Annotated in this window: 24 protein-coding genes and 1 riboswitch; of the genes, 11 read left to right on the forward strand and 13 right to left on the reverse strand. The window is 44.9% G+C overall.

Features of this window, described 5'->3' with window-relative positions:
• The first annotated feature begins 14 nt into the window (after positions 1-14).
• Positions 15-533 (forward strand): hypothetical protein, encoded by a 519-nt coding sequence (locus HMPREF9009_RS11285; RefSeq protein ID WP_049702162.1) that lies wholly within the window; start codon positions 15-17, stop codon positions 531-533.
• Positions 534-777: 244 nt separating this feature from the next.
• On the opposite strand, the gene HMPREF9009_RS11290 is transcribed toward HMPREF9009_RS11285, so the two are convergent.
• A complete protein-coding gene (locus HMPREF9009_RS11290; protein WP_049702163.1) occupies positions 778-1050 on the reverse strand; it encodes a DUF4248 domain-containing protein in 273 nt (90 codons plus the stop codon).
• Positions 1051-1416: 366 nt separating this feature from the next.
• Between HMPREF9009_RS11290 and HMPREF9009_RS11295 the strand changes: the two genes are divergently transcribed.
• From HMPREF9009_RS11295 to HMPREF9009_RS11320, 5 genes are all read left to right on the forward strand, one after another.
• Complete coding sequence (locus HMPREF9009_RS11295; RefSeq protein WP_049702164.1) at positions 1417-1929, forward strand: HU family DNA-binding protein; 513 nt, start codon at positions 1417-1419, stop codon at positions 1927-1929.
• A gap of 630 nt (positions 1930-2559) precedes the next feature.
• Positions 2560-3420: an Rpn family recombination-promoting nuclease/putative transposase gene (locus tag HMPREF9009_RS11305; RefSeq protein ID WP_009038696.1), complete on the forward strand. Its 861-nt coding sequence runs from the start codon at positions 2560-2562 to the stop codon at positions 3418-3420.
• 287 nt (positions 3421-3707) lie between these two features.
• Positions 3708-3897, forward strand: a riboswitch (cobalamin riboswitch).
• 31 nt (positions 3898-3928) lie between these two features.
• Positions 3929-6322: an anaerobic ribonucleoside triphosphate reductase gene (locus HMPREF9009_RS11310; protein WP_049702348.1), complete on the forward strand. Its 2394-nt coding sequence runs from the start codon at positions 3929-3931 to the stop codon at positions 6320-6322.
• A 194-nt stretch (positions 6323-6516) separates the two neighbouring features.
• On the forward strand, positions 6517-6975 hold the full coding sequence (gene nrdG / locus HMPREF9009_RS11315) for an anaerobic ribonucleoside-triphosphate reductase activating protein (protein ID WP_008026567.1): 459 nt from the start codon (positions 6517-6519) through the stop codon (positions 6973-6975).
• Positions 6976-7211: 236 nt separating this feature from the next.
• Positions 7212-8606, forward strand: coding sequence for an MFS transporter (locus tag HMPREF9009_RS11320; RefSeq protein WP_049702166.1), 1395 nt, complete (start codon positions 7212-7214; stop codon positions 8604-8606).
• 84 nt (positions 8607-8690) lie between these two features.
• Here HMPREF9009_RS11320 and rseP read toward each other — a convergent pair whose 3' ends face one another.
• The 7 genes from rseP to tsaB all read right to left on the reverse strand — a co-directional run bounded on the left by rseP (position 8691) and on the right by tsaB (position 15792).
• Entirely contained in the window at positions 8691-10046 is a 1356-nt protein-coding gene (rseP, locus tag HMPREF9009_RS11325; protein ID WP_049702167.1) for an RIP metalloprotease RseP, read from the reverse strand.
• Positions 10047-10170: 124 nt separating this feature from the next.
• Entirely contained in the window at positions 10171-11340 is a 1170-nt protein-coding gene (locus HMPREF9009_RS11330; protein ID WP_004317002.1) for a 1-deoxy-D-xylulose-5-phosphate reductoisomerase, read from the reverse strand.
• A gap of 97 nt (positions 11341-11437) precedes the next feature.
• Positions 11438-12298: a M23 family metallopeptidase gene (locus HMPREF9009_RS11335; protein WP_004317001.1), complete on the reverse strand. Its 861-nt coding sequence runs from the start codon at positions 12296-12298 to the stop codon at positions 11438-11440.
• Between the two features lie 139 nt (positions 12299-12437).
• Positions 12438-12989 carry a ribosome maturation factor RimM gene (gene rimM / locus HMPREF9009_RS11340; RefSeq protein ID WP_004317000.1) on the reverse strand — a complete coding sequence of 184 codons (552 nt, stop codon included), beginning with the start codon at positions 12987-12989 and terminating at the stop codon, positions 12438-12440.
• On the reverse strand, positions 12986-14290 hold the full coding sequence (murA, locus tag HMPREF9009_RS11345) for a UDP-N-acetylglucosamine 1-carboxyvinyltransferase (RefSeq protein ID WP_008641268.1): 1305 nt from the start codon (positions 14288-14290) through the stop codon (positions 12986-12988). The genes rimM and murA overlap by 4 nt, the downstream gene beginning before the upstream one ends.
• Positions 14291-14461: 171 nt before the next feature.
• On the reverse strand, positions 14462-15073 hold the full coding sequence (locus HMPREF9009_RS11350) for a DUF4290 domain-containing protein (protein ID WP_004316998.1): 612 nt from the start codon (positions 15071-15073) through the stop codon (positions 14462-14464).
• A 29-nt stretch (positions 15074-15102) separates the two neighbouring features.
• A complete protein-coding gene (tsaB, locus tag HMPREF9009_RS11355; RefSeq protein WP_008026575.1) occupies positions 15103-15792 on the reverse strand; it encodes a tRNA (adenosine(37)-N6)-threonylcarbamoyltransferase complex dimerization subunit type 1 TsaB in 690 nt (229 codons plus the stop codon).
• A gap of 89 nt (positions 15793-15881) precedes the next feature.
• Between tsaB and HMPREF9009_RS11360 the strand changes: the two genes are divergently transcribed.
• From HMPREF9009_RS11360 to nadD, 3 genes are all read left to right on the forward strand, one after another.
• Positions 15882-16760 (forward strand): YicC/YloC family endoribonuclease, encoded by an 879-nt coding sequence (locus tag HMPREF9009_RS11360; protein WP_008641269.1) that lies wholly within the window; start codon positions 15882-15884, stop codon positions 16758-16760.
• A 186-nt stretch (positions 16761-16946) separates the two neighbouring features.
• Positions 16947-17516 carry a guanylate kinase gene (gene gmk / locus HMPREF9009_RS11365; protein WP_008641270.1) on the forward strand — a complete coding sequence of 190 codons (570 nt, stop codon included), beginning with the start codon at positions 16947-16949 and terminating at the stop codon, positions 17514-17516.
• 208 nt (positions 17517-17724) lie between these two features.
• The gene (nadD, locus tag HMPREF9009_RS11375; RefSeq protein WP_049702168.1) at positions 17725-18315 is read left to right on the forward strand and encodes a nicotinate (nicotinamide) nucleotide adenylyltransferase; all 591 of its coding nucleotides are present in this window, start codon (positions 17725-17727) and stop codon (positions 18313-18315) included.
• Positions 18316-18320: 5 nt separating this feature from the next.
• On the opposite strand, the gene HMPREF9009_RS11380 is transcribed toward nadD, so the two are convergent.
• Both HMPREF9009_RS11380 and HMPREF9009_RS11385 read right to left on the reverse strand, forming a co-directional pair.
• Positions 18321-19610, reverse strand: a complete 1290-nt coding sequence (locus tag HMPREF9009_RS11380) for an ATP-binding protein (RefSeq protein WP_049702169.1) — start codon at positions 19608-19610, stop codon at positions 18321-18323.
• A 197-nt stretch (positions 19611-19807) separates the two neighbouring features.
• Complete coding sequence (locus HMPREF9009_RS11385) at positions 19808-20911, reverse strand: metallophosphoesterase (protein ID WP_369798459.1); 1104 nt, start codon at positions 20909-20911, stop codon at positions 19808-19810.
• A 160-nt stretch (positions 20912-21071) separates the two neighbouring features.
• On the opposite strand from HMPREF9009_RS11385, the gene HMPREF9009_RS11390 reads away from it, so the two are divergent.
• The gene (locus tag HMPREF9009_RS11390; RefSeq protein ID WP_004316990.1) at positions 21072-21965 is read left to right on the forward strand and encodes a 1,4-dihydroxy-2-naphthoate polyprenyltransferase; all 894 of its coding nucleotides are present in this window, start codon (positions 21072-21074) and stop codon (positions 21963-21965) included.
• Positions 21966-21968: 3 nt separating this feature from the next.
• On the opposite strand, the gene rfbB is transcribed toward HMPREF9009_RS11390, so the two are convergent.
• The 3 genes from rfbB to HMPREF9009_RS11405 form a co-directional block, all read right to left on the reverse strand.
• The gene (gene rfbB / locus HMPREF9009_RS11395) at positions 21969-23105 is read right to left on the reverse strand and encodes a dTDP-glucose 4,6-dehydratase (RefSeq protein ID WP_008026598.1); all 1137 of its coding nucleotides are present in this window, start codon (positions 23103-23105) and stop codon (positions 21969-21971) included.
• Between the two features lie 22 nt (positions 23106-23127).
• Positions 23128-23997, reverse strand: a complete 870-nt coding sequence (rfbA, locus tag HMPREF9009_RS11400) for a glucose-1-phosphate thymidylyltransferase RfbA (protein WP_004316988.1) — start codon at positions 23995-23997, stop codon at positions 23128-23130.
• Positions 23998-24096: 99 nt separating this feature from the next.
• The gene (locus HMPREF9009_RS11405; protein WP_009038686.1) at positions 24097-24591 is read right to left on the reverse strand and encodes a metallophosphoesterase family protein; all 495 of its coding nucleotides are present in this window, start codon (positions 24589-24591) and stop codon (positions 24097-24099) included.
• 55 nt (positions 24592-24646) lie between these two features.
• Between HMPREF9009_RS11405 and ppk1 the strand changes: the two genes are divergently transcribed.
• Positions 24647-26830: a polyphosphate kinase 1 gene (gene ppk1 / locus HMPREF9009_RS11410; protein ID WP_049702170.1), complete on the forward strand. Its 2184-nt coding sequence runs from the start codon at positions 24647-24649 to the stop codon at positions 26828-26830.
• The last annotated feature ends 150 nt before the right edge of the window (positions 26831-26980 follow it).

The following is a 26980-nucleotide window of genomic DNA, read 5'->3' on the forward strand; positions in this document are numbered from 1 at the left end:
AATGAAGTATATTCATGAAGAAAATTTTACTGAAATATTTCAATCTGTTCGCTTTATCGGGACTGCTGTTGGCTTTCGTCGGATGCAGCGACGACAATGATTCGATAACTCCCGGGCCGGACGTGGAGGAAATGCCTTCCATCGGTACTTACTCTTTCCGGGGAGAGGCGAATAAGATTGTGTCCGGTGTGGCTTCTGTGGATGGGGACTATTTAACTTGTGTCCTTTCTCCGGAAAAGATGGATGAGGGAAAGACTGATACTTATTTTGCTTTTTCTCTCCATTTGTATTGGGAAGGGCAGGTGGTGGATGCTTCTACGCTCTATCACAACGACCAGTATGTTTTTATCTACGAAGATCCGATTTATTATTACTCGCAGTATAAAAAGGTTACAGGGACGTTTTATGTGCAGCGTAACAGCGAAACGAATGTGACTGTCAAATTGAATCTGCGGCTTCATGACGGGGTCCGTTTTAAAGCGGAGGTCACTGCCGATTTAATGAAACCGTCGGGAGGAGAACCCTCGGAATAAGGCGGCTTCGGGCGATATTCTTGCCCGGTTATGAATTTATCTTTTAGACGCGGATGACGGACGCGGATTTTAAAATAGCTGTACAGCTTTAAAATCCGTGTCATTCGTGTCATCAGTGTCATCTGCGTCATTCGTGTCTAAAAAATTACTTGTATGCCGGAGGGAAATCCTGTTCGGGCACTACGATGTCAAATATCCATTCAGATCACTCTATTTTCATTCCTTTCCGTACCGTATTTGTTTTTTAGGGTTCTCCCAAAAACTTGAAGAATAGTCCAACTTGAGCCGGAGTAAGTAAGATTGCCTTTTCACTGTAGCCGGTTTGGGCAAGTGCGGCTTGTAATGCCGTATTTTGGGCAATCCAACTGCGGAGGGTGCGGCGTGCCGAAGCAGACTGTATGTGAGGCAGATAAAGTGTGGCCAGCTGACTTTTGCTGTAAGTCTGTATGCGGGGAGAGTTTGCCGTCTCCGACATTTCTTTTGGGCTGACGGAGGTTACTGTTGTTTCTGTTTTCATTGTCGGTACTTTCTATTATTAGTAGGTGTTCATAATTAGTTTATATCATAATTCGTTTATATCATAATTTAGGCGCGGATTACTCCTAAAAAAATAGCCATTAATCAGTGACAGGAACTTATCTGTTTCTTTAAAGTTTATCCTGTGTGAATGCGAAGATACGCTTTTTTATGCCAAGTGGTTCTGCTTTGTACAGAAGCCTCTGTTGGCATAGCTCGTGTAGAAATTGTGTCTTTTTGTTGTCTCTTGTGACGAGTTGTCACGTCGTGTTCCTTTGCTTTTTTCCTTTCCTATACTTTTGCCTTCGTAATCGGTTACAGATAGAATTTATTCATTAATTATTAAAAAGAAGAAAGGAAAAAAAGTATGCCATTAATTTACAAACCGTATCAGGCAACGCTTGCCAACAAGGAAGGACAGAAACTTTATTATCCCCGTCTGGTGAAATTCGGGAAAATGGTCAATACGCAGAAAATGGCGGAATTGATTGCAGAAAAAGCCTCGCTGACGGCGGGTGATGTTCACAACGTGATTCGTAACCTGATGTCGGTGATGCGTGAACAGTTGCTCAACAGCCGCACGGTACGTCTCGAAGGCTTGGGGACGTTTACTATGATTGCCAAGGCAAACGGAAAAGGGGTAGAGTTGGAAAATAAGGTCAGCAGTTCGCAGATCACTTCATTGCGTTGCCAGTTTACTCCCGAATACACCCGTGCCGCCAACGGAAGTGCTACCCGTGCGTTGACCACCGGGGTGGAGTTTGTGCACATCAAGGATGTAGCGGGTTCGTTTGTGGCCGACGATGTCATTGACAAAGACCCGGATGATGATAATAAACCTGGTGGTGGAAGTGGAGAAGCACCGGACCCGGCAGCTTAACCGGGAGTTCAGCCAGCAGCTGAATCCGCAGGGACTAACTGATAAGTTTGTCGGGCAAACTAAAGCCCGAACATGACCGACGGTTGACGGTTGGCTGTCAAATTCCAACGGACATAAAACGGAATCCAACGGACATAAAACGGATTATTAACTTTTAAAAAGAAAACGGATGAGACTATTATTGGAGAAGTTGCTGGATATTCTTGAAGCAGTTCTGCGTTTCCGCCACCGGAGAAACGGCAAGGCAGAAAAGGACTAGCTAGCTGGAAAAGGCTTGGCATACCTGAAAAAAAAGGTATGAAACGGAATGACGTAAAAACATAGAACGTGCCGTCTGCACGTAGTTCGCGGAACAAGTAAAAATAAACGTGTAGCAACTCATAGAGTAAACATAAGTAAGGAGCAAGTAAAGAAGCTGTCTCGAATGGACGAGGCAGCTTTTCTTTTTTCGTATTCCGAAAATACTTTTTCGGAAACATGGCGGAAATGAGAATTTTGATGATAATTTTTTTAAGACAGAAATATTTCTGAATGAGGCAGCTTTTTTTGTATCCATTTATTTTCTTCTATTCTTGACCGTATTCAACAAAAAAACTCTATCTTTGTTTTATAATTGAGACACAGCATATAATGGGAAGATTTATCAATCCCTTTACCGATTTTGGCTTTAAGTTTTTATTCGGCAGAGAGGTAGAAAAGGAGTTGTTAATCGACTTCTTGAACGATTTGCTCGTAGGCGAGCACGTAATCACCGACATCAGGTTCCTTAACAACGAACAGCCGCCGGAAGTAAAAACAGAACGAGGTCTTATCTACGACATCTATTGCGTAACCGATACCGGTGAACGTATTATCGTAGAAATGCAGAACCGGGAACAGCCTTATTTTAAAGATCGTGCCCTCTTCTATCTTTCTAGGGCCATTACGCAGCAAGCGAAAAGGGGAGTTTGGAACTTCCAGTTGGATGCCGTGTACGGAGTGTTCTTCATGAATTTCGTGATGGATAAGGATATGCCCTCTAAAATCAGAACGGATATCGTTCTTTCTGACAGGGATACGGGGAAGCTCTTCAGCAACAAGTTCCGGCAGATTTTTATCGAACTACCGAACTTCAACAAAGAAGAGGATGAATGTGAAAATGATTTTGAACGCTGGATTTATATACTAAAGCATATGGATACACTTGACCGGATGCCTTTCAAGGCTCGCAAGGCCGTCTTCGAGCGACTTGAAAAGTTGGCTTCCAAAGCAAATATGACCCAGGAGGAAAGAGCCCAGTATGAAGAAGAATGGAAAGTTTATAACGATTATTTTAATACGTTGGACTTTGCTGAACAGAAGGGCTTACAGAAAGGCTTACAAAAAGGATTACAGAAAGGTTTGCAAAAAGGTAAAGAAGAAACAGCTCGTAATTTGAAAGAATTAGGTGTGGCTGACGATATTATTATGAAATCTACCGGGCTTTCGAAAGAAGAAATAGAAAAATTATAATTTCTTTCATTCCATTGGGAAGAAAGGCTTGTCGAAAGTGAAAAAATAGTCTATAACTTATGAAGCAAAAGATAGTTGTGGAGACTTTTAACACATCCTTTTTTCGTTAAGAGTAAAGTATCTAAAAACTATATATGTCTTTGGGGTGAAATAAACGGATTTGGAATATTATCCACGTTAAAATCAGAAAAAAGTTTTCCGTTTTGGAAAACTTTCTGTATCAGCGAGAAAGAAAAGTTTCCCGAAATTTAATGTTAAAAGCTAACCAAGCTATGATATAATCTCCTATCTTTGTATCCGGTTTCGGAACTAAAAAGAGGTTTAGTCAATGAGGGAACGCTGTGCAAATCAGCGACAGTACCCGCTGCTGTAATTCTCTAAGAATCCGCACAATAGGCCACTGCATCGATGCCGGTGTGGGAAGGTGTTGCGGGGGAGGGATAAGTCAGAAGACCTGCCGAAGAGATTTTCTATTTTTAATTTATTAATGCTTTCGGGAGTTAAAGTTATGAACTACGCGGAAATTTGTATCATCAAACGTGATGGTAAAAGAGAAGATTTCTCTATCAGTAAGATTAAGAATGCAATCAGTAAAGCATTCAGTGCAAGTGGAATTCAGGATGAGCAGCAGTTGGTTGCTGACATCACCATGAATGTTATCAGTCAGTTTTCAACCCCCACGATCACCGTAGAAGAGATTCAAGACTTGGTAGAAAAGTCGTTGATGAAAGTGCGGCCGGAAGTAGCGAAGAAATACATCATCTATCGCGAATGGCGGAATACGGAGCGTGATAAGAAAACCCAGATGAAACAGGTGATGGACGGCATTGTGGCTATCGACAAGAACGATGTCAATTTGAGCAACGCCAACATGAGCAGTCACACGCCTGCCGGACAGATGATGACGTTCGCTTCCGAAGTAACTAAAGATTATACCTATAAATACTTGTTGCCGAAACGTTTTGCCGAAGCGCACCAGTTGGGAGACATTCACATCCACGACCTGGATTATTATCCGACAAAGACGACAACCTGCATTCAATATGATATGGATGACCTCTTTGAACGCGGTTTTCGCACAAAGAACGGTAGCATCCGCACCCCGCAAAGCATCCAAAGCTATGCTACGCTGGCTACCATCATCTTTCAGACCAACCAAAATGAGCAGCATGGCGGACAGGCGATTCCGGCTTTCGACTTCTTCATGGCAAAAGGAGTGGCTAAATCTTTTCGCAAGCATCTGGCATCGTTCATCAACTTCTATGTGGCTATGGAAAACGGAAATCAGGCCGATGAAAAATCCATCCGCACGTTGATTAAAGAATACCTTCCGTCTATCAAGTCCACCGAGGCCGAACGCGAAACATTGCGCATCGCTCTGGTCGCTTTACAGATCATTATAGATAAGGAACACCTTGCCCGCATCGTCGAAAAAGCCTACCAGCAGACCCGTAAAGATACGCATCAGGCAATGGAAGGATTTATCCACAACCTGAATACGATGCATTCTCGTGGCGGTAACCAAGTGGTATTCAGTTCCATCAACTACGGAACGGACACTTCTGCCGAAGGCCGCATGGTGATCGAAGAACTGCTGAAAGCTACCATTGAAGGCCTCGGCACCAGAGGAGAAGTGCCCGTATTCCCTATCCAGATATTCAAGGTGAAAGACGGCGTTTCTTACTCGGAGAAAGACTTTGAGAAAGCAATGAAAGCGGAGAACATCGAAGCGGCAATGACCGACAGTTACGAGGCTCCCAACTTCGACTTGTTATTAAAGGCTTGCCAGACTACTGCGAAAGCGTTGTTCCCGAACTTCATGTTCCTCGACACACCTTTCAACCAGAACGAGAAATGGAAAGCCGACGATCCGCAGCGTTACATTTACGAATTGGCAACAATGGGCTGCCGTACCCGTGTTTTTGAAAATGTGGCCGGAGAAAAATCTTCTTTAGGACGTGGCAATCTTTCGTTCACCACACTGAATATGCCAAGACTGGCTATCGAAGCCCGTATCAAAGCGGAAAATCTGGTAGAGGATGAACGCAACAAGGACGCCATCGAACAAAAAGCAAAAGAAATTTTCATCGAATCTGTACACCAAATGTCCGCGCTCGTGGCTGACCAGCTTTACGAACGTTATCAGTATCAGCGTACGGCCCTGGCACGCCAGTTCCCGTTCATGATGGGAAATAATGTGTGGAAAGGCGGTGGCGAACTGAATCCGAACGAACAGGTAGGAGACGCCTTGCGCAGCGGTACACTGGGGATCGGATTTATCGGCGGGCATAACGCGATGGTGGCTCTCTACGGACAAGGTCACGGACACAGCCAGAAAGCATGGGACACGCTGTATAAAGCGGTGATGGAAATGAATAAAGTGGTAGACGAATATAAAGAGAAATATAACCTGAACTACTCCGTTCTGGCTACTCCTGCCGAAGGACTTTCGGGACGTTTCACGAAAATGGACCGCCGGAAATATGGAAAAATCCCCGGAGTGACAGATCGCGACTATTATGTCAACTCTTTCCACGTAGACGTGAAAGAACCGATCAGCATCGTTGAGAAAATCAAGCGTGAAGCTCCGTTCCACGCTATTACGCGCGGCGGACACATCACGTATGTGGAGCTGGACGGTGAAGCGCAGAAGAATGTGCGTGCCATTGCCAAGATTGTGAAAGTGATGCACGACGAAGGAATTGGATACGGCTCTATCAATCACCCGGTAGACACTTGCCATAACTGTGGTTACAAGGGAGTTATCTTCGATAAATGCCCTGTATGCCAGAGTGAAAGTATTCTCCGTATGCGCCGTATCACCGGTTATCTGACGGGCGATTTAAGCTCTTGGAACTCTGCCAAGCGGGCAGAAGAGAAGGACCGTGTAAAACATTTGTAGAATAAATGTTTGATAATTGATGAATGGATAATGAACGGTGCTTGATGAAAGCGTTACGGTTCATTATCCATTATTCGGTTATTACTTGCAGCACGTTACTCTCATCTTGTACTGTTCTGTAACGAGTATTTATTCCACATTTATATGGTTATCATCCATTCTCAAATCTTCATTTTCCATTAGCTATTAAAGAAGTGAATTTACTAGGAACTTATTCTGAAACGATTGTTGACGGTGAAGGTATCAGGTTTTCTATTTATCTTGCCGGCTGCTCCCATCATTGTCCCGGTTGCCACAACCCGGAGAGTTGGAATCCGGGAGCAGGAGAAGAACTGACGGAGGAGAAAATACAGTCCATCATTCGTGAAATCAAAGCGAATCCTTTGTTGGACGGCGTTACTTTTTCCGGCGGTGATCCGTTTTTTCATCCGGAAGCGTTCCTGCTTTTACTGAAACGGGTGAAAGAGGAAACAGGGATGAACGTGTGGTGCTACACCGGATACACATACGAAGAAATTAAGGCGCAGCCTCGTTTGAGTGCCGCTCTTGATTATATTGATGTATTGGTGGACGGACGCTTCGAACAGGCTCTTTTCTCTCCATATCTGGAGTTCAGGGGAAGCAGTAATCAGCGGATTTTGAAGTTGAAGTAAATGTAATTCGACATTTGGAGTAAGTTGAATCCAGTAGTTGAGCACTAAAAAAACTTATTTTTCAAAGGAAACAAAAACACCTGTACCGTTGTTTTGTTTACCTTTACGAAACCAAGTGAATCATTTTTCATCACAGAGTAACGCGGTGCTTTTTTTGTAGCCGGTGGGGCTTGCGTCTGTGTTTGTGTCTGCTTGATGGTGAAGAAATAAACGACTACTTACAAGAATAAGTTTTTATGGTACAATCAATAAATCCAACTCAAAAAAACGATGAGCCCGATGGCTTGCCAATGCCTAAACGTATTTGGGCGGTGGTGTCTGTCGGCTTCGCTCTTTGTATGTCAGTACTGGATATTAACATCGTCAATATCGTACTACCTACACTTTCGCATGATTTTGGGACTTCTCCCGCTGTAACCACCTGGATTATCAACGGCTATCAGCTGGCCATCGTTATATCGTTACTGTCTTTTTCCGCTTTGGGTGAAATCATCGGTTACCGGAAAGTCTTTCTTTCGGGCATCGGACTGTTTTGCGTCACTTCATTGATCTGTGCCTTGTCCGATTCGTTTTGGACTTTGACGGTTGCCCGTATCTTTCAAGGGTTCAGCGCTTCCGCCATCACTAGTGTGAATACGGCACAGCTGCGTTACATCTATCCGAAGAGCCAGATCGGGCGGGGGATGGGGATCAATGCAATGGTAGTCGCCATATCGGCTGCCGCCGGACCATCTGTGGCGAGCGGTATTCTTTCCATTGCCAGTTGGCACTGGTTGTTTGCCATCAATGTGCCGTTGGGACTCACTGCATTGCTTCTCGGCATCAAACATCTGCCACGACAGGAGGAGTGTACGAAACGTAAATTCGATTACATCAGTGCCATCGCGAATGCGGTCACTTTCGGTCTGCTCATTTACACGCTGGACGGATTTGCCCACCATGAGAAAATGGACTTCCTTTTCATTCAACTGATTGTGTTGGCAGTGGTCGGTACCTACTACGTGCGCCGGCAACTGACGCAGACCACTCCGCTGCTCCCTCTTGATCTGCTGCGGATTCCGATTTTCCGGCTGTCCATCCTGACTTCCATCTGTTCTTTCATAGCACAAATGACAGCGATGGTTTCTTTGCCTTTTTTCCTCCAGAACACTTTGGGACACAGCGAAGTCATGACCGGACTTCTACTCACACCGTGGCCGTTGGCTACGCTTGTCACGGCTCCGTTGGCAGGATATCTTGTCGAGCGCATCCACCCCGGTATCTTGGGAAGTGTCGGGATGGCTCTGTTTGCCGTCGGGCTTTTCTCGCTTTCCAGTCTGACTGCCGAGTCGTCCGATATTAGTATCATTCTGCGTTTGATGCTGTGTGGGGCAGGCTTCGGATTGTTTCAGACACCGAACAACAGTACGATTATCTCTTCCGCTCCTACGCAACGTTCGGGCGGAGCCAGTGGTATGTTGGGAATGGCCCGCTTGCTGGGACAGACCACCGGGACAACATTGGTCGCATTGCTTTTCAGCTTCGTTGCTCATGACCGGAGTACGGCTGTCTGTCTTATGGTAGGAAGTGGATTTGCTGTTGTGGCGGCTATCGTCAGCAGCTTGAGACTATCGCAGCCTTCCACTCTATAAAAAAAGTATCCCGGATGAGAGAGGAGTGAATACCTGTTCTCATCCGGGATTGTTTTTTATGTCTTTCTTCTGTCGTTTGGTCTGTTAGAAGAAGAACCTTAGAATATCGTTGAAGTTAGCCCATATCAACAGACCGAAGAGTAGAATCATACCGGTCATTTGAGCGTATTCCATAAATTTGTCGCTCGGTTTGCGGCGAGCTATCATCTCGTAGAAGAGGAAGAGCACGTGGCCGCCGTCCAATGCGGGGATAGGGAGGATATTCATGAAAGCCAGAATGATGGAAAGGAAGGCTGTCATATACCAGAACTGGTGCCAATCCCATGTAGCAGGGAAGATGCTGCCGATCGTTCCGAAGCCACCTAGCTGTTTGGCTCCTTCTTTCGAGAAGAGGTATTTCATGTTTCCTACATATCCTTTCAGGGTCTTTACGCCGAGGGAGACACCTGCCGGGAAGGATTCGAAGAAAGTATATTCTTTTTTCACCATAGGGAGCAGGCGGTCTGTGACGAGACAGGCGGTTACACCCATCAGGTAGGCGGAGTCTACACGCATATTCAATGTGTCGGTTACGCCGCCACGCACATAGGTCAGTGTAATCAGGCGCGGATCTATGCTGTCTTTGAGCAGGATTTCCGCGTTTTTCTTACGTTCTGCCATCGCTTCTTTGAAGTCGGAGAAAGAAATCGGTGTTCCGTTCAGGGCGATAATGCTGTCGCCTGGTTGGATGCCTGCTTGTGCGGCAGGAGAATTCACCATCACACTGTCTATCACATACGGGAAACGGTAGGAGGCAAAACGGATGCTGTCTGCCAGAAGGCGTTGCATCAAGTCTTCAGGGATATAAACGGAGGCTTTCGCACCGTTGCGGATAACGCTTACTTCGCGGGCGTCGGCAATCTGGCTCAACATATCGCCGTCATAACGTTCAAAAGGAACGCCGTCGGCAGAAAGAAGGATGTCGCCGTCCTGAAAACCTACGGATTTGGCCGTTTCGTTGAAATCCATACCGAGAGGAGCTTCCTGCACCTTTATATATTGGTCGCCCCACGCAAATAGAATCATCGAGTAGATGAACAGGGCCAACAGGAAGTTGAACAGTACGCCACCCACCATGATTAGCAGACGTTGCCACGCCGGTTTGGAACGGAACTCCCACGGTTGTTCGGGTTGTTTCATCTGCTCGGTATCCATCGACTCGTCAATCATACCGGCTATCTTGACATAACCGCCCAATGGCAGCCAACCTACTGCATATTCTGTGTCACTTTTCTTGGGCTTGAATTTAAACAGGGTGAACCAGGGGTCAAAAAATAAGCAGAATTTTTCTACACGCACCTTAAACAAACGGGCAAAAAGAAAATGCCCGCCTTCATGAATGATAACGAGCAAAGATAAGCTCATAATCAATTGCAGGGCACGAATCAAAAATGTTTCCATATAGTCTATTTACAATTTAAAGCCTTCACTGGATTCTCTGCCAAAGAGAAGATATAAAGGCTATTTTCAATTTATATTAATACTAATCAATTTCTCTATTTTCTTTATTCCTCTACGAAATGAATTATATCAGACTTGCTGCTATCTTTCTTGCTTCCGCATCGGTAGCCACATAATCATCGTATGTCGGATTGGCAATGAAGGTGGCCCGTTCCATTGTTTTCTCTATCACGTCGCTCATGCCGAGGAAGCTGATGCCGTCTTTCAGGAAAGAGGCTACCACTACTTCATTGGCGGCATTAACGATGCAAGGCATGTTCCCCCCGCGATACATCGCTTCGTAGGCGAGTGCCAGATTGCGGAAACGTTTCGTGTCGGGTTGCTCAAACGTCAGGTTCGTGCATTTGGAGAAATCGAGCCTGTCGAAAGAAGAACTGATACGGTCGGGATAGGAGAATGCATACTGGATGGGCAGGCGCATATCGGGCATGCCCAACTGTGCTTTTACAGCTCCGTCTTCAAACTGCACCATCGAGTGAATGACTGATTGCGGATGCACAACCACCTCAATCTGACTGGGTTGAACACCGAACAGCCATTTGGCTTCGATCACTTCAAAACCTTTATTCATCATAGAAGCAGAATCAATCGTGATTTTTGCTCCCATTTCCCAATTGGGATGTTTTAAGGCCTGTGTCTTAGTCACGGACTTCAATTGTTCCAAAGTGTAAGTGCGGAACGGACCTCCGGAGGCAGTCAATATCACTTTCTCAATCGGATTGCCCACTTCTCCCGCTAAACACTGAAAAACGGCGGAGTGTTCAGAGTCTACCGGCAGAATCGGAGTGCGATATTGTTGTGCCAGCTGGTTAATCAGTTCACCTGCTACTACCAATGTTTCTTTATTTGCCAACGCAATCGCTTTCTTGGCGCGGATCGCGTTGATTGTCGGCTTCAGTCCGGCATAACCGACCATGGCTGTCAATACCATATCAATAGGACCTGCTTCCACAATCTGACAGATAGCGTCGGTTCCTGCGTACACCTTGATAGGCAGGTCGCTCAATGCTTCTTTCAGTTCGGAATACTTTTCTTCGTTGGCTATCACTACCACTTCCGGCTGGAACTTCCGTGCTTGGGCAATCAGTAGTTCCACACGATTGTTGGCTGTCAGTGCGTATGCTTCGTACAGGTCGGGATGCTCTTCGATGACTTGCAAAGCCTGCGTCCCGATAGAACCTGTGGAGCCAAGGATAGCTATTTGTTTTTTCTTTTTATTAGTCTCTATATTCATTTTATCTAATTCTTCCTATTTTGTTGACAAACATATCATCGCTGATTATCACTTATATCTCATCACTCGCCATATCTCATCATTCATCATTGATAACTTAAAAAACGATGTATTTTTCCGGATTTACCGGGTGACCTTTATACCAAAGTTCGAAGTGCAGGTGCGGCCCTGTACTAAGTGTTCCGCTATTTCCTACCAGGGCGATGGCTTCGCCTCCTTTCACCCGTTCACCTTCCTTTTTCAGGAGAGAGCCGCAGTGTTTGTAGATCGAAATTAAATCCTGGTTGTGTTGCACGCCAATCAGATAACCGGTTTCAGCGGTGTATGTACTAAGGATGACGGTTCCGTCCATGGTTGCCAGTACGCTTTCGTTGGGATTGGCGGCAATGTCAGTGCCGTAATGTTTCTTTTCGGCATTGAAGTGGTCGGACACCATGCCTCGTGTCGGACGGTATAATATCAATCCGGTCACGTCCGGTTGGGAAGTGATGGAGGTCAGATTATATTTTTCATTCTCCTCATATTGGCGGCGGAATTCTTCTTCCCGCTTGGTTCGTTCCATCAACGTGTCTTCACGGGCAGCAGTCAGCGAATCAAGCGTTTGCACGCTGTCGATAGGCACTTTCCCGCTGAAAATGTCCTGAATGTTCATGATGTAGAGATTCTGCTTGTTGAGCACTTGTTGCAAAGAGTCTACACGCAGCGCATTATCTACAATCTGTGTACGGACTTCACTGTTCATATATCCCGGAAGATAATTGCGCAACGGGGTGAAAGTAATGATGCAGGAAGCAATCAGGAAAAGCACTGCCAGCACGCAAAGTAAAACGGATAGTCCATTGAGCTTGGATACACGAAGTCCGACAATTTCTTCAAGTGTATTTTCATTAACGATCGTTAGTTTATACTTGAACTTGAAATTTTTCCAGAAAGCTTTACTTCGTCTTCTCTTTGGCATCTTTGGTAATTAAAGATTAAAAATTAAACTATTAAAAGGGGCTGCGGCCGGACTAATCTTTGTTTTGCCACGGATGACACGGCTTCCCAGTGAATTTTGATTAATGAAAACCGTGGAATCTGTGTCATTCGTGCCTGATTTATCCGGGAGCTGTGTCATCCGCGTCCAACTCCTCCAGATTGAGTAACCCTTCGGGAAGTTCCACGGTGATGAGTTTCTGTTTCTGATCTATTCCTACGATAAATTCCTCTTGGGCGGGAACGAGTAGTTCCTCTTCTTCTCTTTCAACCACAAAAAGGGTGTTTACCGTAGTGTTATCTACATCTATCACTTCTCCCAGAGGTCCGTGATGAATGTCTTCCATTTGGAAACCGATAAAGAAGTTCCAGGACAATTCGCCGTCTTCCGCTTCTTCCGCATGCTTTACGGGGAAGTAAACTTCGATGTTGGTGAACATTCTGGCACGTTCGGCGGTGTCTATTCCTTCCAGTTTTACCAAAGCGGTGGAGTCGGAACGGAAACGGTATTCTTCAATGAAGAAGGGCACGAAAATACCGTCGAGCAGGCATATCAGATAATCGCAGTCCACACGGTCGAAAATGTCGTCGGTAAACGTAAACTGCAATTCGCCGTGAATACCATGCGGTTTATTGAATAATCCTATCTTATATACTTCTTCTTTCTTTATCATATTCGGGTGATTCTGGCTCCGATAGCGTTCAGACGTCCTTCGATGTTCTGATAACCACGGTCTATCTGTTCGATGTTACTAATGGTACTGGTTCCTTCGGCACTCATGGCGGCAATCAGAAGGGCGATACCGGCACGTATATCCGGTGAAGTCAGGCGGGCACCACGCAACTTGAAGCCATGATTGTGTCCGATGACTACGGCACGGTGAGGGTCGCAGAGGATGATCTGTGCACCCATATCGATTAGCTTGTCCACAAAGAACAGGCGGCTTTCGAACATCTTCTGATGGATCAGTACGCTGCCTTTGGCTTGTGTGGCTACAACGAGCATCACACTAAGCAAGTCGGGAGTCAGTCCCGGCCAGGTGGCGTCGGCTATCGTCATGATGGAGCCGTCGATGAATGATTCTATCTGGTAGGTTTCCTGTGCGGGAACATAAATGTCATCTCCTCTCTGTTCGAGTTTGATGCCCAGGCGGCGGAAGCTCTCGGGGATGATTCCAAGGTTCTCGTAAGAAACGTTCTTGATGGTAATTTCGCTTTTTGTCATGGCTGCCATACCGATAAAACTGCCGACTTCAATCATATCGGGCAATACGGTGTGTTGCGCGCCATGCAATTCTTCCACACCTTCAATAGTAAGCAGGTTGGAGGCAATTCCGCTGATTTTCGCTCCCATTCGGTTGAGCAACCGGCAGAGTTGTTGCACGTAAGGTTCGCAGGCAGCGTTGTAGATGGTAGTAGTGCCTTTGGCAAGCACGGCAGCCATTACGATATTGGCTGTTCCGGTGACGGATGCTTCGTCCAGCAGCATATAGCTTCCTTGAAGTCTGTCGGCTGTTATTTCATAAATGCCCCGTCCTTCATCATAACGGAAGTCCGCTCCTAAATTCTGAATACCTACAAAGTGGGTGTCCAAACGGCGGCGGCCTATTTTATCTCCTCCCGGCTTGGATATCAACGCTTTGCCGAAACGTGCCACCATAGGGCCAATCAGCATGACAGAGCCTCGCAGACTGGAGCATTTCTTTAAAAACTCATCGCTTTCCAGATAAGCCAAGTCTACATTCTCTGCTTTAAAACTATAAGAATCAATGCCTTTCTTTGCAACCGTCACTCCCATCTCGCGCAAGAGCTGAATCAAGTTGTTGACATCAAGAATGTCAGGTATATTGTTCACCGTTACTTCCTCTGCGGTTAGCAATGTGGCACAGATTATCTGCAAAACCTCGTTTTTAGCTCCTTGCGGGTGAATCTCTCCGCAAAGCCGATGTCCTCCTTCGATTACAAATGAAGCCATTAATTAAAGTATTAAGTATGATTAAAGTATTAAGTATCAAGTATTAAGTATTAACCGTACGGTATCGCACGCTAAGTAAATAAGTAAAAGAAATCCAACCAGTGCCAACAAATGGCTGCGATTAATACTTAATACTTTATACTTAATACTTATTTCTTATTTCCTATTTTCTTAGTATCTTCTCTTGTTGTTCTGACGATTATTGGTATAGTTCGTCTTCGGACGATAGTTCTGGTTCAGGCGTTCTGCCATCAGCCGGACGATATCGTCAGTCATTTGGAGTTCCCCGTTGGAGAGTTCGTACAGGTCTTCGGCGATCTTTTTGTCGTCCACTGTATCTTTGTTCCATGCCAGGTAGTCCTTCTTCATGTGGTTGCAGATGAGGGCAATCAGGTTTCTCTTTTCGTTTCCTTCGGGGAATTCGATTGCTTTCTTTATCAGCACTTCCAGTGTGCGTCCGTAATGGCGATAACGCATACGGGCAGTGGAGTAGGGGATCGGATCCGGACGGGTCACCAAGTTATCCTTACGGATGATTTCATACGGGTAGTCAATATCCAGCTCAAAACCGGACATGATAGCCAGGTGATCCCAGAGCTTGTGCTTGAAGTCGGGCACATCACGCAAATGGGGGAACATATTTCCCATAATGTTGATGATGGTGTTGGCACAACGCTGACGTTCTGCACGATCCTGAATGGTCAACGCATAATCTACCATGTTCTGGATGCTACGCCCGTATTCGGGAAGCGGCATTCTTTTCTGTTGAGTATTGTATTGCATTTATTTAATTGAAAGTTTAAAATTAAAAATTAAAGAAGTTTTTTCGGCATGGAAGCAACGAATTCTTTCAAGTAGAAAGGTTCGAAGTAAGCCACGTCTTTATAATCTTCGTCGGCTATTGCTTTTTCTGCCAGCGGGAACATCATTTTAGCCAACGGGTGAATATTGTCGATAAAATGTGCGTTCGGATGCGTGATCTGTTCGCGGCATTTGTCGGCCCCGTTTCCAAAGAAATAAATCGGCTGCTCGTTCAGAAACTCCAAGTAAGAGTTTTCGTCTACAATATCGGCAGCTACTGCACGTTTCACCTGAAGTCTGCGGTCATAAACGGCTGCGTATACTTCCATGCGGCGGGCGTCGATCATCGGACAAAGCAAAGCGTCTTCGGGCAAGTCGTGATACAACAACACCGGAACAGTCAATACTTCCAGCGTCGGAATACCGATCAATGGGACGTTACGTCCGTAACAAACTCCTTTCGCCATAGAAACCCCGATTCGAAGTCCGGTGTAAGAACCCGGCCCGCAGCTCACTGCGACTGCATCCAAAGGGATGGCATGACTGTCTATGAAAGACAACGCTTCATCTACAAAAACTCCTAAAGACACGGCGTGTGAAGGGCCTTTCAAATCTTCTTTCACAAAAATCGTCTGTCCGTCTTGACTGGCCGCTACCGAGCAAACAGAGGTAGAGGTTTCAATATTCAGTATACACGACATAAAAATCAGCTTATTAAATTGTCGCAAATTTACATGATTATTTCCAATTCTTAAAATATTCGTGTACTTTTGCACAAAACTTTAAGGTTATGATACAGTCTATGACAGGATACGGCAAAGCTACGGCCGAACTTCCTGATAAAAAAATAAATGTAGAAATCAAGTCGCTCAACAGCAAGGCAATGGATTTATCCACTCGCATCGCTCCGGCGTATCGTGAAAAAGAGATTGAAATCCGTAATGAGATTTCTAAAGTGCTGGAACGTGGAAAGGTCGATTTCAGCCTGTGGATCGAGAAGAAAGAGGCGGCAGAAAATGCGACTCCTATCAATCAAGTATTGGTGGAAGGTTACTACAAACAGATTTTGGCAATCTCGCAGAATCTTGGTATCCCTGTTCCTGCCGACTGGTTTCAGACATTGCTCCGTATGCCGGATGTGATGACTAAAACGGAAATCCAGGAACTGACCGAAGAGGAATGGAAAATGGTGCATGCCACTGTGCTCGATGCTATCAGTCATCTGGTAGATTTCCGCAAACAGGAAGGTGCTGCACTGGAAAAAAAGTTCCGTGAAAAGATCGCCAATATCTCAAGCCTGCTCGAAAAGATCGCTCCTTACGAAAAAGAACGTGTGGAAAAAGTGAAAGAACGCATCACGGATGCTCTCGAAAAGACATTAAGTGTGGATTACGACAAGAACCGCTTGGAGCAGGAATTGATCTATTACATTGAGAAACTGGATGTCAATGAAGAAAAACAACGCCTTAGCAACCATCTGAAATATTTCATCAGCACAATGGAAAGCGGTAACGGACAAGGTAAGAAACTTGGTTTTATCGCCCAGGAAATGGGTCGGGAAATCAATACGTTAGGTAGCAAGTCCAATCATGCCGAAATGCAGAAAATCGTTGTTCAGATGAAAGATGAGTTGGAGCAGATTAAGGAGCAGGTGTTGAACGTGATGTAATTTATTCACAATAAATTCATTTACGATAATTCATTTACGATTAGACGATTTACGATGTACGATTGAAGTTAGTATTGCGGAATAATAGTGTACACATTTGGATATTTATAAATTCAAAAAATAATATCAATCGTACATCGTAAATCGTCTAATCGTAAATAACTTAATGTCAAATAAACTTTAATAATGACCGGTAAACTAATTATTTTCTCTGCCCCGTCAGGTTCGGGCAAATCTACTATTATCAATTATCTGCTGACGCAGAATTTGAATCTTGCATTTTCTATTTCTGCTACCAGCCGTCCTCCGCGTGGTACGGAGCAGCACGGAGTGGAATATTTCTTTCTTACGCCGGAGGAATTCCGTTGTCGCATTGAGAACAACGAATTTTTGGAGTATGAGGAAGTATATAAGGACCGTTATTACGGAACGTTGAAGGCACAAGTGGAAAAGCAACTGGAAGCAGGTCAGAATGTAGTGTTTGACGTTGATGTGGTAGGTGGATGTAATATCAAGAAGTTTTATGGTGACCGTGCGTTGTCAGTGTTCATTCAACCGCCTTCGGTGGAAGAATTACGTTGCCGGTTAGAAGGGCGCGGAACGGATGCCCCGGAAATCATTGAAAGCCGTATTGCTAAGGCGGAATATGAATTGGGCTTTGCTCCGCAATTCGATTGTGTGATTGTCAATGACGATTTGGAAGCAGCGAAGGCAGAAGCGTTGAAAGTAATCAAAGAGTTTTTAGCCGAAGAATAAGACTTGAGAATGTACAAGAAGAATTGTAACACCCGAAAATGGATGTATCTGTGTGCCGTCACCGGTGTGATGAATCTTCTTGCTTTTATTGTATGCCTTTATTTTCAACAATGGTTCATAAGCGGCATTGCGCTACTTCTCACAATCAGACAAGCTATTGTTTTACCGAAGTGGAGAAAGAAAATAAAGCAAGAAAGAATAGCGGAAAATGAATCAAGTTAAAACAAGAAAAACCGGAATCTTCAGCGGGTCATTCAATCCGATTCATATCGGGCATCTCGCTTTAGCCAATTACCTTTGTGAGTATGAAGGGTTGGATGAAATATGGTTTATGGTAAGTCCGCAGAATCCTTTGAAAACGAAGGTAGAGTTATGGAGCGACGAGCTTCGTCTTCAATTAGTGGAGTTATCCATCAGTGATTATCCTCGTTTTCGAGCTTCAGACTTTGAATTTCATTTGCCCCGTCCTTCGTATAGCGTATATACACTGGAAAAACTTCGTGAAACGTATCCTAACCGGGAATTTTATTTCATTATCGGTTCCGATAATTGGGAACGTTTTGGACGCTGGTATCAGTCCGAACGCATCATTAAAGAGAATCAACTCCTCATTTATCCTCGTCCCGGCTTTCCGGTAAAAGAAGAGGAATTGCCGGAAACCGTGCGTCTCGTTCATTCCCCTGTTTTTGAAATCAGTTCCACTTTTATTCGGGAAGCCTTGAGTGCAGGGAAAGATATTCGTTACTTCCTGCATCCGAGAGCTTGGGAGGCTATTAAGAAAGATAATATACGCCTTTGAATATATTATAATATGTGTCCGGCAGAATATAACGGATAATTTGTCAGCCACTCTTGTTCCCGATAATCTGACATGGAAAAACGGATGCCATGTAGTTCTGGATTCTTTTCAACAAAAGAACGCAGACTTTTCGACTGTAAATTTTCTTCAGCTTTCACTTCGACCGGAATAATACAGATTTCTTTTTGCAAAAGGAAATCCAATTCTCCTTTGGAAGTATCTGAAGACCAGTAATAGATATTCAAGCCTTTCACTGATTTCAGTTGTTGTAACACATATTGTTCGGTAATTGCTCCTTTATAATCGGTAAATAAAACATTGCCTTCCAATAATGCTTGTGGGGGGAGTCCGCTCATTGCTCCCATTAATCCGGTGTCTAGCATAAACAGTTTGAATGCGGAAAAATCTTCGTAGGCCGATAAAGGTATTCCACCTTTCTTTACCCGGTTTACTTTATAAATAAGACCGGCATCTATCAGCCATTCTATGGCCAGTTCAAAATCCTTGGCTCTTGCTCCTTCTTTTATAACTCCATAAATGAATTTGCGATTTTCTTTAGCCAGTTGTGCAGGAACCGAACGCCACACCATACGAATCCTGGGGACTTCGGCAATAGGAGCATGTTTGGAAAAATCACGGTCATAAGAATCCAGTATGTTTTGTTGCAACTGGCGGACTTCGGCATAGTCTTTATGCTCAATAAATGCATTGACTACTTCGGGCATTCCTCCTACGAAATAGTACTGTTTAAGGAAGTCGGTGAATTTAGAACGGAAGGTAGAAATGAGGTTCCAATCTTGCTTTGCAAGCAAGCTGACAAAAGACTCTTGTCCGATAGCTTCTAAAAACTCGGAAAAAGAAAGTGGATATAGGTCTATAAAATCGACTTTTCCCACCGGGAAAGAGTCATTTTGATGCATAGCGATGCCCAGTAAAGAACCAGCTGCAATAACATGATACTGTGGCGCTTTCTCCAGGAAATATTTCATGGCTGTCAAGCCGCGTGGGGCTTCCTGAAGTTCGTCAAAAAGAATTAAGGTATCTGTATCTACTACTTTTCCGGTTACTAACTGGATAGCCATCAAAATACGTTCGATATCAAAATCTTTTTGAAAAACCTCTTTCATTACTTCATTGTCTTCGAAGTTGATGTAGGCAAACTGTTTGTAAGCAGTAGCCGCAAACTCTTTCATAAGCCATGTCTTTCCTACCTGACGGGCTCCGCGAATAATCAAAGGCTTTCGTGTAGACTTTTCTTTCCAATCGTACAATTGTTGCATTGCATTTCTTCTCATACTTCTTTCTTTTATTGTCAGCTACTTATAGGTACAAATGTAAGCACTAAAAAGGATAATAACAAAAAGTCGTACCCTAAAAGTGTGGTATTTAACAAAAAGTTATACCCTAAAAGTGTGGTATGTTACAGAAAGTCGTATCAGAAAAGTGTATGATGCTGCTATTTCTGTTTGTTATTGTACCAAGTTACGATACCTTACTCCGTCAATCGATGAAGAGTAATGACGATGATTTCTGCCGGAGCACCGACACGGATTGGTAACTTTGAAGTTCCTATTCCGTTTGTTATAATCAAAGGTGTTTTTGCTGTATTATATGCCAGTCCGGTGATAAAACGATTGCCGTAGTGTGAGTTCAGTGCCGGGGCGACTCCGAATACACGGACTTGTCCGCCGTGTGTATGTCCTGCGAGAGCGAGGTCTGTATTGACTACTGAAACGTCTTCTATGTAATCCGGCGTATGAACCAGTAAGATGACAAAATCCTTGGGAGAGAGTGCCAAAGTGGGTGATACTCCGTTGCGCCCCAGATCGAAAGGATTGCGCACTCCGGCGATAATAATCTGCTGGCCGTCTTTACGCAGCGTGTCCACTTCGTGTTCTAACGGATGCATTCCGTAATGTTTCATTGTGTTCACAATATCGTCGTGGCAACGTTCGTAATCATTATTACCCATCACTCCATAGGTTCCCATCGGTGTCTTTACACGTGCCAGTGCGGAAAACAAAGGTTCTACATATTCGCAACCTTCCTGATAATCACCACCCATCAAAAGAACATCTGCTTTTTGGGCAATCAATAGACGGACAAGATCGTTCAATCCTTTCTCTTTTAGCAGGCTTTTGTAATGTAAATCGGAAATGAAAGCGATGCGGAAACCTTCAAAAGCTTCAGGTACATCGCGGTGGGTGAAGTCGTATTTTACTACACGATCCACTCCTGTATAAACAGATGACACATCTACGCTGGAAGAGGTTATTGGGGTTCCACGGAGCATCCGGTCGGATTTGTCCGCGTCGGTATCAGTCTCCTTTTTCTTTGTATGTTGCTTTTTGTTTTTAGAAACAGCCAGTGCTTTGAGTTTCGAGTGGTCGGGAGCGAAGAGTCCGGCAATGGCGTTAGTCGTATCCGGATAAATGGAATCAGTATGTAAGACAGGGTGCGGCAAGCTAGCCACCATATTCTTTTTCGATTTGCAGGAAACAAGCAAAAGCAATGCCAACAGGATAACAGGGTAGATTGTTTTCTTCGTCAGTGGATAAATCGTTTTCTTCATCAATGGGATATTTATTTTTTTCATCAATGGGGTATTTATTCTTTTCATCAATAGGGTATTTATTTTCTCCATCACAGGAGCATTTATTTTCTTCATCTTCTCTTAGTTTGAAGTTTTCTGGGGTGCAAAGATACGAAAAATCATGTATCTTTGTCCGTCAAAACTCTTTATAATATATTAAAGTATGGAAGAAGTAAAGCGTAACTCGCTACAAGCATGGATATTAGCTGCACGTCCCAAAACTCTTACAGGAGCCGTTACCCCTGTTCTGATAGGTACAGCTCTCGCTGCGATGGACGGGCATTTTCACTGGTTGCCGGCACTGATCTGCTGTCTGTTCGCAAGTCTGATGCAAATAGCCGCTAATTTCATCAATGACCTTTTCGACTTCCTCAAAGGGACAGACCGGGAAGATCGCCTGGGACCCGAACGTGCTTGTGCACAGGGATGGATTTCTCCGCAAGCGATGAAAACCGGGATTATTATTACGGTTGCTCTTGCCTGTCTTATCGGTTGCACATTACTTTTCTTTGCCGGATGGGAACTGATTGTCGTAGGAGTGCTTTGTGTATTATTCGCTTTTCTTTATACCACCGGCCCTTATCCTCTTTCTTACAACGGCTGGGGAGATGTACTGGTGATTGTCTTCTTTGGATTTGTGCCTGTTGGCGGAACATATTACGTGCAAGCGCTAACATGGACGCCGGATGTCACTATCGCCTCTCTGATTTGTGGACTATTGATTGATACGCTACTGGTAGTCAATAACTACCGTGACCGGGAAGCGGATGCGCGCAGTGGAAAAAGAACAGTGATCGTTCGTTTCGGTGAGAAGTTCGGCCGCTATTTTTATTTGATGCTGGGTGTTACAGCTTCTCTTCTCTGTCTGTGTTTCCTTCGTGAAGGTCATTTTTTAGCCGCTCTTCTTCCGCAACTCTATTTGATTCCTCATTTCCTCACCTGGAAACGGATGGTGAAAATATATAGTGGTAAAAAATTAAACAGCATATTAGGCGAGACTTCGCGTAATATGCTGTTTATGGGTGTTCTTATTGCAATAGGAATGTTGGTAAGTTGAGAATCATTTCCCATACATCTTTTCGTAGTAACCCTGATAATCTCCGCTGGTAACTTCTTCCACCCAAGCCTGGTTGGCTAAGTACCATTCGATTGTCTTTACGATACCGACTTCGAATTTTGTTTCGGGATACCATCCTAAAGCATTTGTAATCTTTGTAGGATCGATGGCGTAACGTTGGTCATGTCCCAGACGGTCTTTAACGAACGTAATCAGATCTTCATTGATCCAGTCGATCGAAATATTTCCGTTTTCGTCTTTCACCTTCTTTTTGAGAACCTGACGATATTCGGGATTCTCTGCCATCAGACGGTGGATAGTTGAAATAGTCAGTTTTACGATTTCGAGGTTTGTTTTCTCGTTATGTCCGCCGACGTTGTACACTTCTCCGTCTTTACCTTCACGTACAACGAGATCAATCGCTTTGCAGTGATCTTCTACATAAAGCCAGTCGCGTACATTACTGCCGTCACCGTAGACGGGGAGATGTTTTCCTTCGAGGATATTCTTGATAATCAACGGAATCAATTTTTCCGGGAAGTGATACGGACCATAGTTGTTTGAGCAGCGGGTAATTGTTACCGGCATTTTATAAGTATCATGGTAAGCCATCACTACCATGTCTGCGCTAGTCTTAGAGGCACTGTACGGGCTGTGAGGACAAAGCGGGGTTGTTTCTGTGAAATACCCTTCGGCTCCCAGTGAACCATACACTTCGTCGGTGGATACCTGATGATAGCGTACACCTTTTCTCCAGGTAGGGTATCCTTGTTCATCTTTTCCCATTACCCATGCGCGGCGTGCACAATCCAATAAGTTCTGTGTTCCGAGAATGTTGGTAATCAGAAACAGTTGCGGATTTTCAATGCTGCGGTCAACGTGACTCTCGGCAGCGAAATTCACCACATAATCAAAACGATACTCAGCAAAAAGACCGTCTACCACATCACGGCTGCAAATGTCTCCTTTGATAAAGACGCAGCGTTCGTTGTCGATGTCTTTGGCAATCGTTCCTAAGTTACCTGCATACGTCAAAGCATCCAATATCACGACTTTGATGTCGTTATGTTTGGCCAAGATGTATTTGATGTAATTTGCCCCGATAAATCCTGCGGCACCGGTCACTAGATAAGTTTTCATATTTTATTCTATTATGTTGATTTTAGGATTGTTTTGCCAATTCGATGAGATACTTTCCGTACTCGGTCTTTTCGAGTTGTTGACCTAACAGAAGCAATTGCTCCGTCGGAATCCATCCCTGACGCCAGGCGATTTCTTCAATACAGCTGACGTAGAAACCTTGCCGGTTCTGAATAGTGGCCACGAAGTTGGATGCTTCCAGCAGACTATCGCAGTTACCCGTATCCAGCCATGCGAATCCGCGGCCGAAGAGTTCCACTTTCAATGTGCCTTCTTCCAGATACAGGCGATTCAGGTCTGTAATCTCATATTCTCCACGTGCTGAAGGACGAAGAGCTGCCGCTTTTTCCGTCACACTGGCATCATAGAAATAGAGTCCGGGAACAGCATAATTACTTTTCGGCACTTCCGGTTTTTCTTCCAGTGAAATAACTTTCCCTTGTTCGTTAAATTCCACTACACCGTATGCGCGCGGGTCTTTTACATAGTAGCCGAAGATGCAGGCGCCTTTTTCTATATTGGCAGCCCGGCGGAGCATGGCAGAAAAGCCTTGTCCGTAAAACATATTATCCCCAAGAATCAGACAGCCCGGTTCACCGTTCAGGAAATCGGCTCCCAATACGAAAGCCTGTGCCAGTCCGTTAGGTTGTTCCTGTATTTTGTAGGAGAAAGACATACCCAGCTCCTCACCCGTTCCCAGCAAATCCCGGAACATAGGCAAGTCACGTGGAGTCGAAATAATCAACACTTCGCGTATTCCTGCCAACATCAGTGTCGACAATGGATAGTAAATCATCGGCTTGTCATACACAGGCATGATTTGTTTGGAAATCGCTTTGGAAAGCGGATAAAGTCGGGTGGCACTACCACCGGCCAGAATAATTCCTTTCATGTTCGTCTGAGTTATTCATTAACAGTGTGCAAAGGTCGGAAAGAATTCCGACGTGGCAAAATTTTAAAATAATTTTTCAGTCAGGCGGGGACATTTATTTTATTTGTCCGCCAGTTCGATAACTTCCAAGTCTTGAAACGCCCCTTGATTGATAACAAAACGCACCAAAGTCCGCACCTTATGGAAACCAGACATACCTGCAGCTCCCGGATTGATATGTAACATATCCAGCGTTTTATCATACTTCACCTTTAATATATGCGAATGTCCGCTGATAAAAAGCTTGGGCGGTCGCGTCATCAGACTACCGATGATGGAAGGATCATACTTTCCCGGATAACCGCCGATATGTTTTATCAGTACTTCCGCACCATCCACCGTGAAACGATTTATTTGAGGATACAGTTTTCTGATTTCCTGTCCGTCAATGTTTCCGTACACCGCCCGGAATGGACGGAATGCGGCTAACTTTTCCGCTACTTCCAGTGAACCGATGTCTCCGGCGTGCCAGATTTCGTCGCACGGTTCAAAATATTCCAGGTATTTCTCATCCCAGTAAGCGTGAGTATCAGATAATAATCCAATTCTTGTCATAAAATTCTTTGTTTAATCCCACAAAGATACTATATTTGGAAAAATCTTAAAGCACATGGAAAGCAAATATAATTATTTCAAGCGAGATATAAGTTGGCTCTCATTCAATTACCGCGTATTGTTGGAGGCTCTGGACGAGCGTCTGCCGCTTTACGAACGTATCAACTTCATCTCTATCTACTCTTCCAACCTCGAAGAGTTTTACAAAATCCGTGTAGCCGACCATAAAGCTGTTGCTTCCGGCGCTACGGAAAGCGATGAAGAAACCGTACAGTCAGCCCGCGAACTGGTAGAGGAAATAAATAAAGAAGTCACCCGCCAGCTGGATGACCGTGTACGCATCTATGAACAAAAAATACTGCCTGCCCTGCGCAAAAATCATATCATCTTTTATCAGGACAATCATGTAGAACCGTTCCACCAACAGTTTATCAAAGACTTTTTCCGGGAGGAAATCTTTCCCTACCTGCAACCTGTGCCTGTATCCAAAGATAAAATTGTCTCCTTCCTGCGGGATAACCGCCTTTACCTGGCAATACGAGTCTATCCGAAGAAAGAAGAAAAAAACAAAGGAGAAGAAACTAAAGAAAATATAGAAAAATATACCGGAGAGTGCATAAATGAAAGAAATGACGGAGAAGGTATAAAAGTAGGTATGGAAGAAGTAAGGCCAAATGTAACAGACCTCCGACAACCCCTTTACTTTGTGATGAAACAACCCTACGCCAAAGTGCCCCGCTTCATCGAACTTCCGTCTCGCGAGAAAAATCATTATTTGATGTTTACCGAAGACATCATCAAGGCAAACCTCAACCTGATCTTCCCCGGCTACGATGTCGACTCCAGCTACTGCATCAAAATCTCCCGTGATGCTGATATATTGATTGACGACACCGCCAGCAGTGCCGACCTCGTCGCCCAACTCAAGAAGAAAGTGAAGAAACGCAAGATCGGTGACGTCTGCCGTTTCGTCTACGACCGTGCTATGCCTTCTGAATTCCTGGACTTCCTTGTGGATGCCTTCCGTATTCAGCGTGACGAACTTGTCCCCGGTGATAAGCATTTGAACCTCGAAGACCTGCGTCATCTTCCCAACCCGAACAAATCCCTTCATAGCCTCGAAAAACCGAAGCCGATGAAGCTGACCGTCCTCGATGAGAAAGAATCCATTTTCAATTACGTCGCCAAAAAGGACCTGTTATTATATTACCCTTATCACTCTTTCGAGCACTTTATCCACTTTCTATATGAAGCCGTGCACAACCCGGAAACCCGTGAAATCATGGTAACTCAATACCGCGTAGCGGAAAACTCCGCCGTCATCAACACCCTGATAGCCGCCGCCCAAAACGGCAAGAAAGTCACCGTATTTGTGGAACTGAAAGCCCGCTTTGATGAAGAAAACAACCTTGCCACCGCCGAAATGATGCAAGCCGCCGGTATCAAGATAATCTACAGCATCCCTGGTTTGAAAGTGCACGCCAAAGTAGCCCTGATCCGTCGTCGCGGATTAAACGGTGAGAAAATCCCCAGCTACGCCTACATCAGCACCGGTAACTTTAACGAAAAAACCGCCACCCTTTACGCCGATTGCGGTCTTTTCACCTGTCGCAAAGAAATAGTGGCCGACCTCTATAACCTCTTCCGTACCCTGCAAGGAAAAGAAGACCCGAAGTTCACCACCCTTTTGGTAGCCCGTTTCAACCTCATTCCCGAATTGAACCGCCTGATCGACCGCGAAATATCCCTTGCAGACGAAGGCAAGCAAGGACGCATCATCCTAAAAATGAACGCCCTCCAAGACCCTACCATGATAGACCGCCTCTACGAAGCCTCCGAACACGGTGTACAAATCGACCTTATCGTCCGTGGTATCTGTTGCCTCATCCCCGGACAGTCATACAGTCGTAACATCCGTGTCACCCGTATTGTAGACAGTTTCCTCGAACACGCCCGCATCTGGTACTTCGGCAACGACGGCACCCCCAAAGTATTCATGGGCTCTCCCGACTGGATGCGCCGTAACCTCTACCGCCGCATCGAAGCCATCACCCCCGTTCTTGCCCCCGACCTGCGTGACAACCTGATCGAAATGCTCGACATCCAACTCGCCGACAACCAAAAAGCCTGCTGGGTAGATGATAAGTTGCAAAACATATTCAAAAAAAGAACATCCGGCACCCCTGCCGTCCGAGCCCAATACACCTTCTACGACTGGCTAAACAAAACTAACAGCTAACATCAAATCCTTTCCGCAGCAACTATGCTGCGGAAAACACATCATTACAACCATACCCAGCCCCCCCATCGTACATACGATCACAATGACCTGCACCCCGCATGGTTTCCCGGCCTACTTTTTTCTCCGTCAAGCGAGCGCCCGTAACGT

It is taken from the genome of Bacteroides sp. 3_1_13 (assembly GCF_001185845.1).
In the GTDB taxonomy this organism is placed as follows: Bacteria; Bacteroidota; Bacteroidia; order Bacteroidales; family Bacteroidaceae; genus Bacteroides; species Bacteroides xylanisolvens.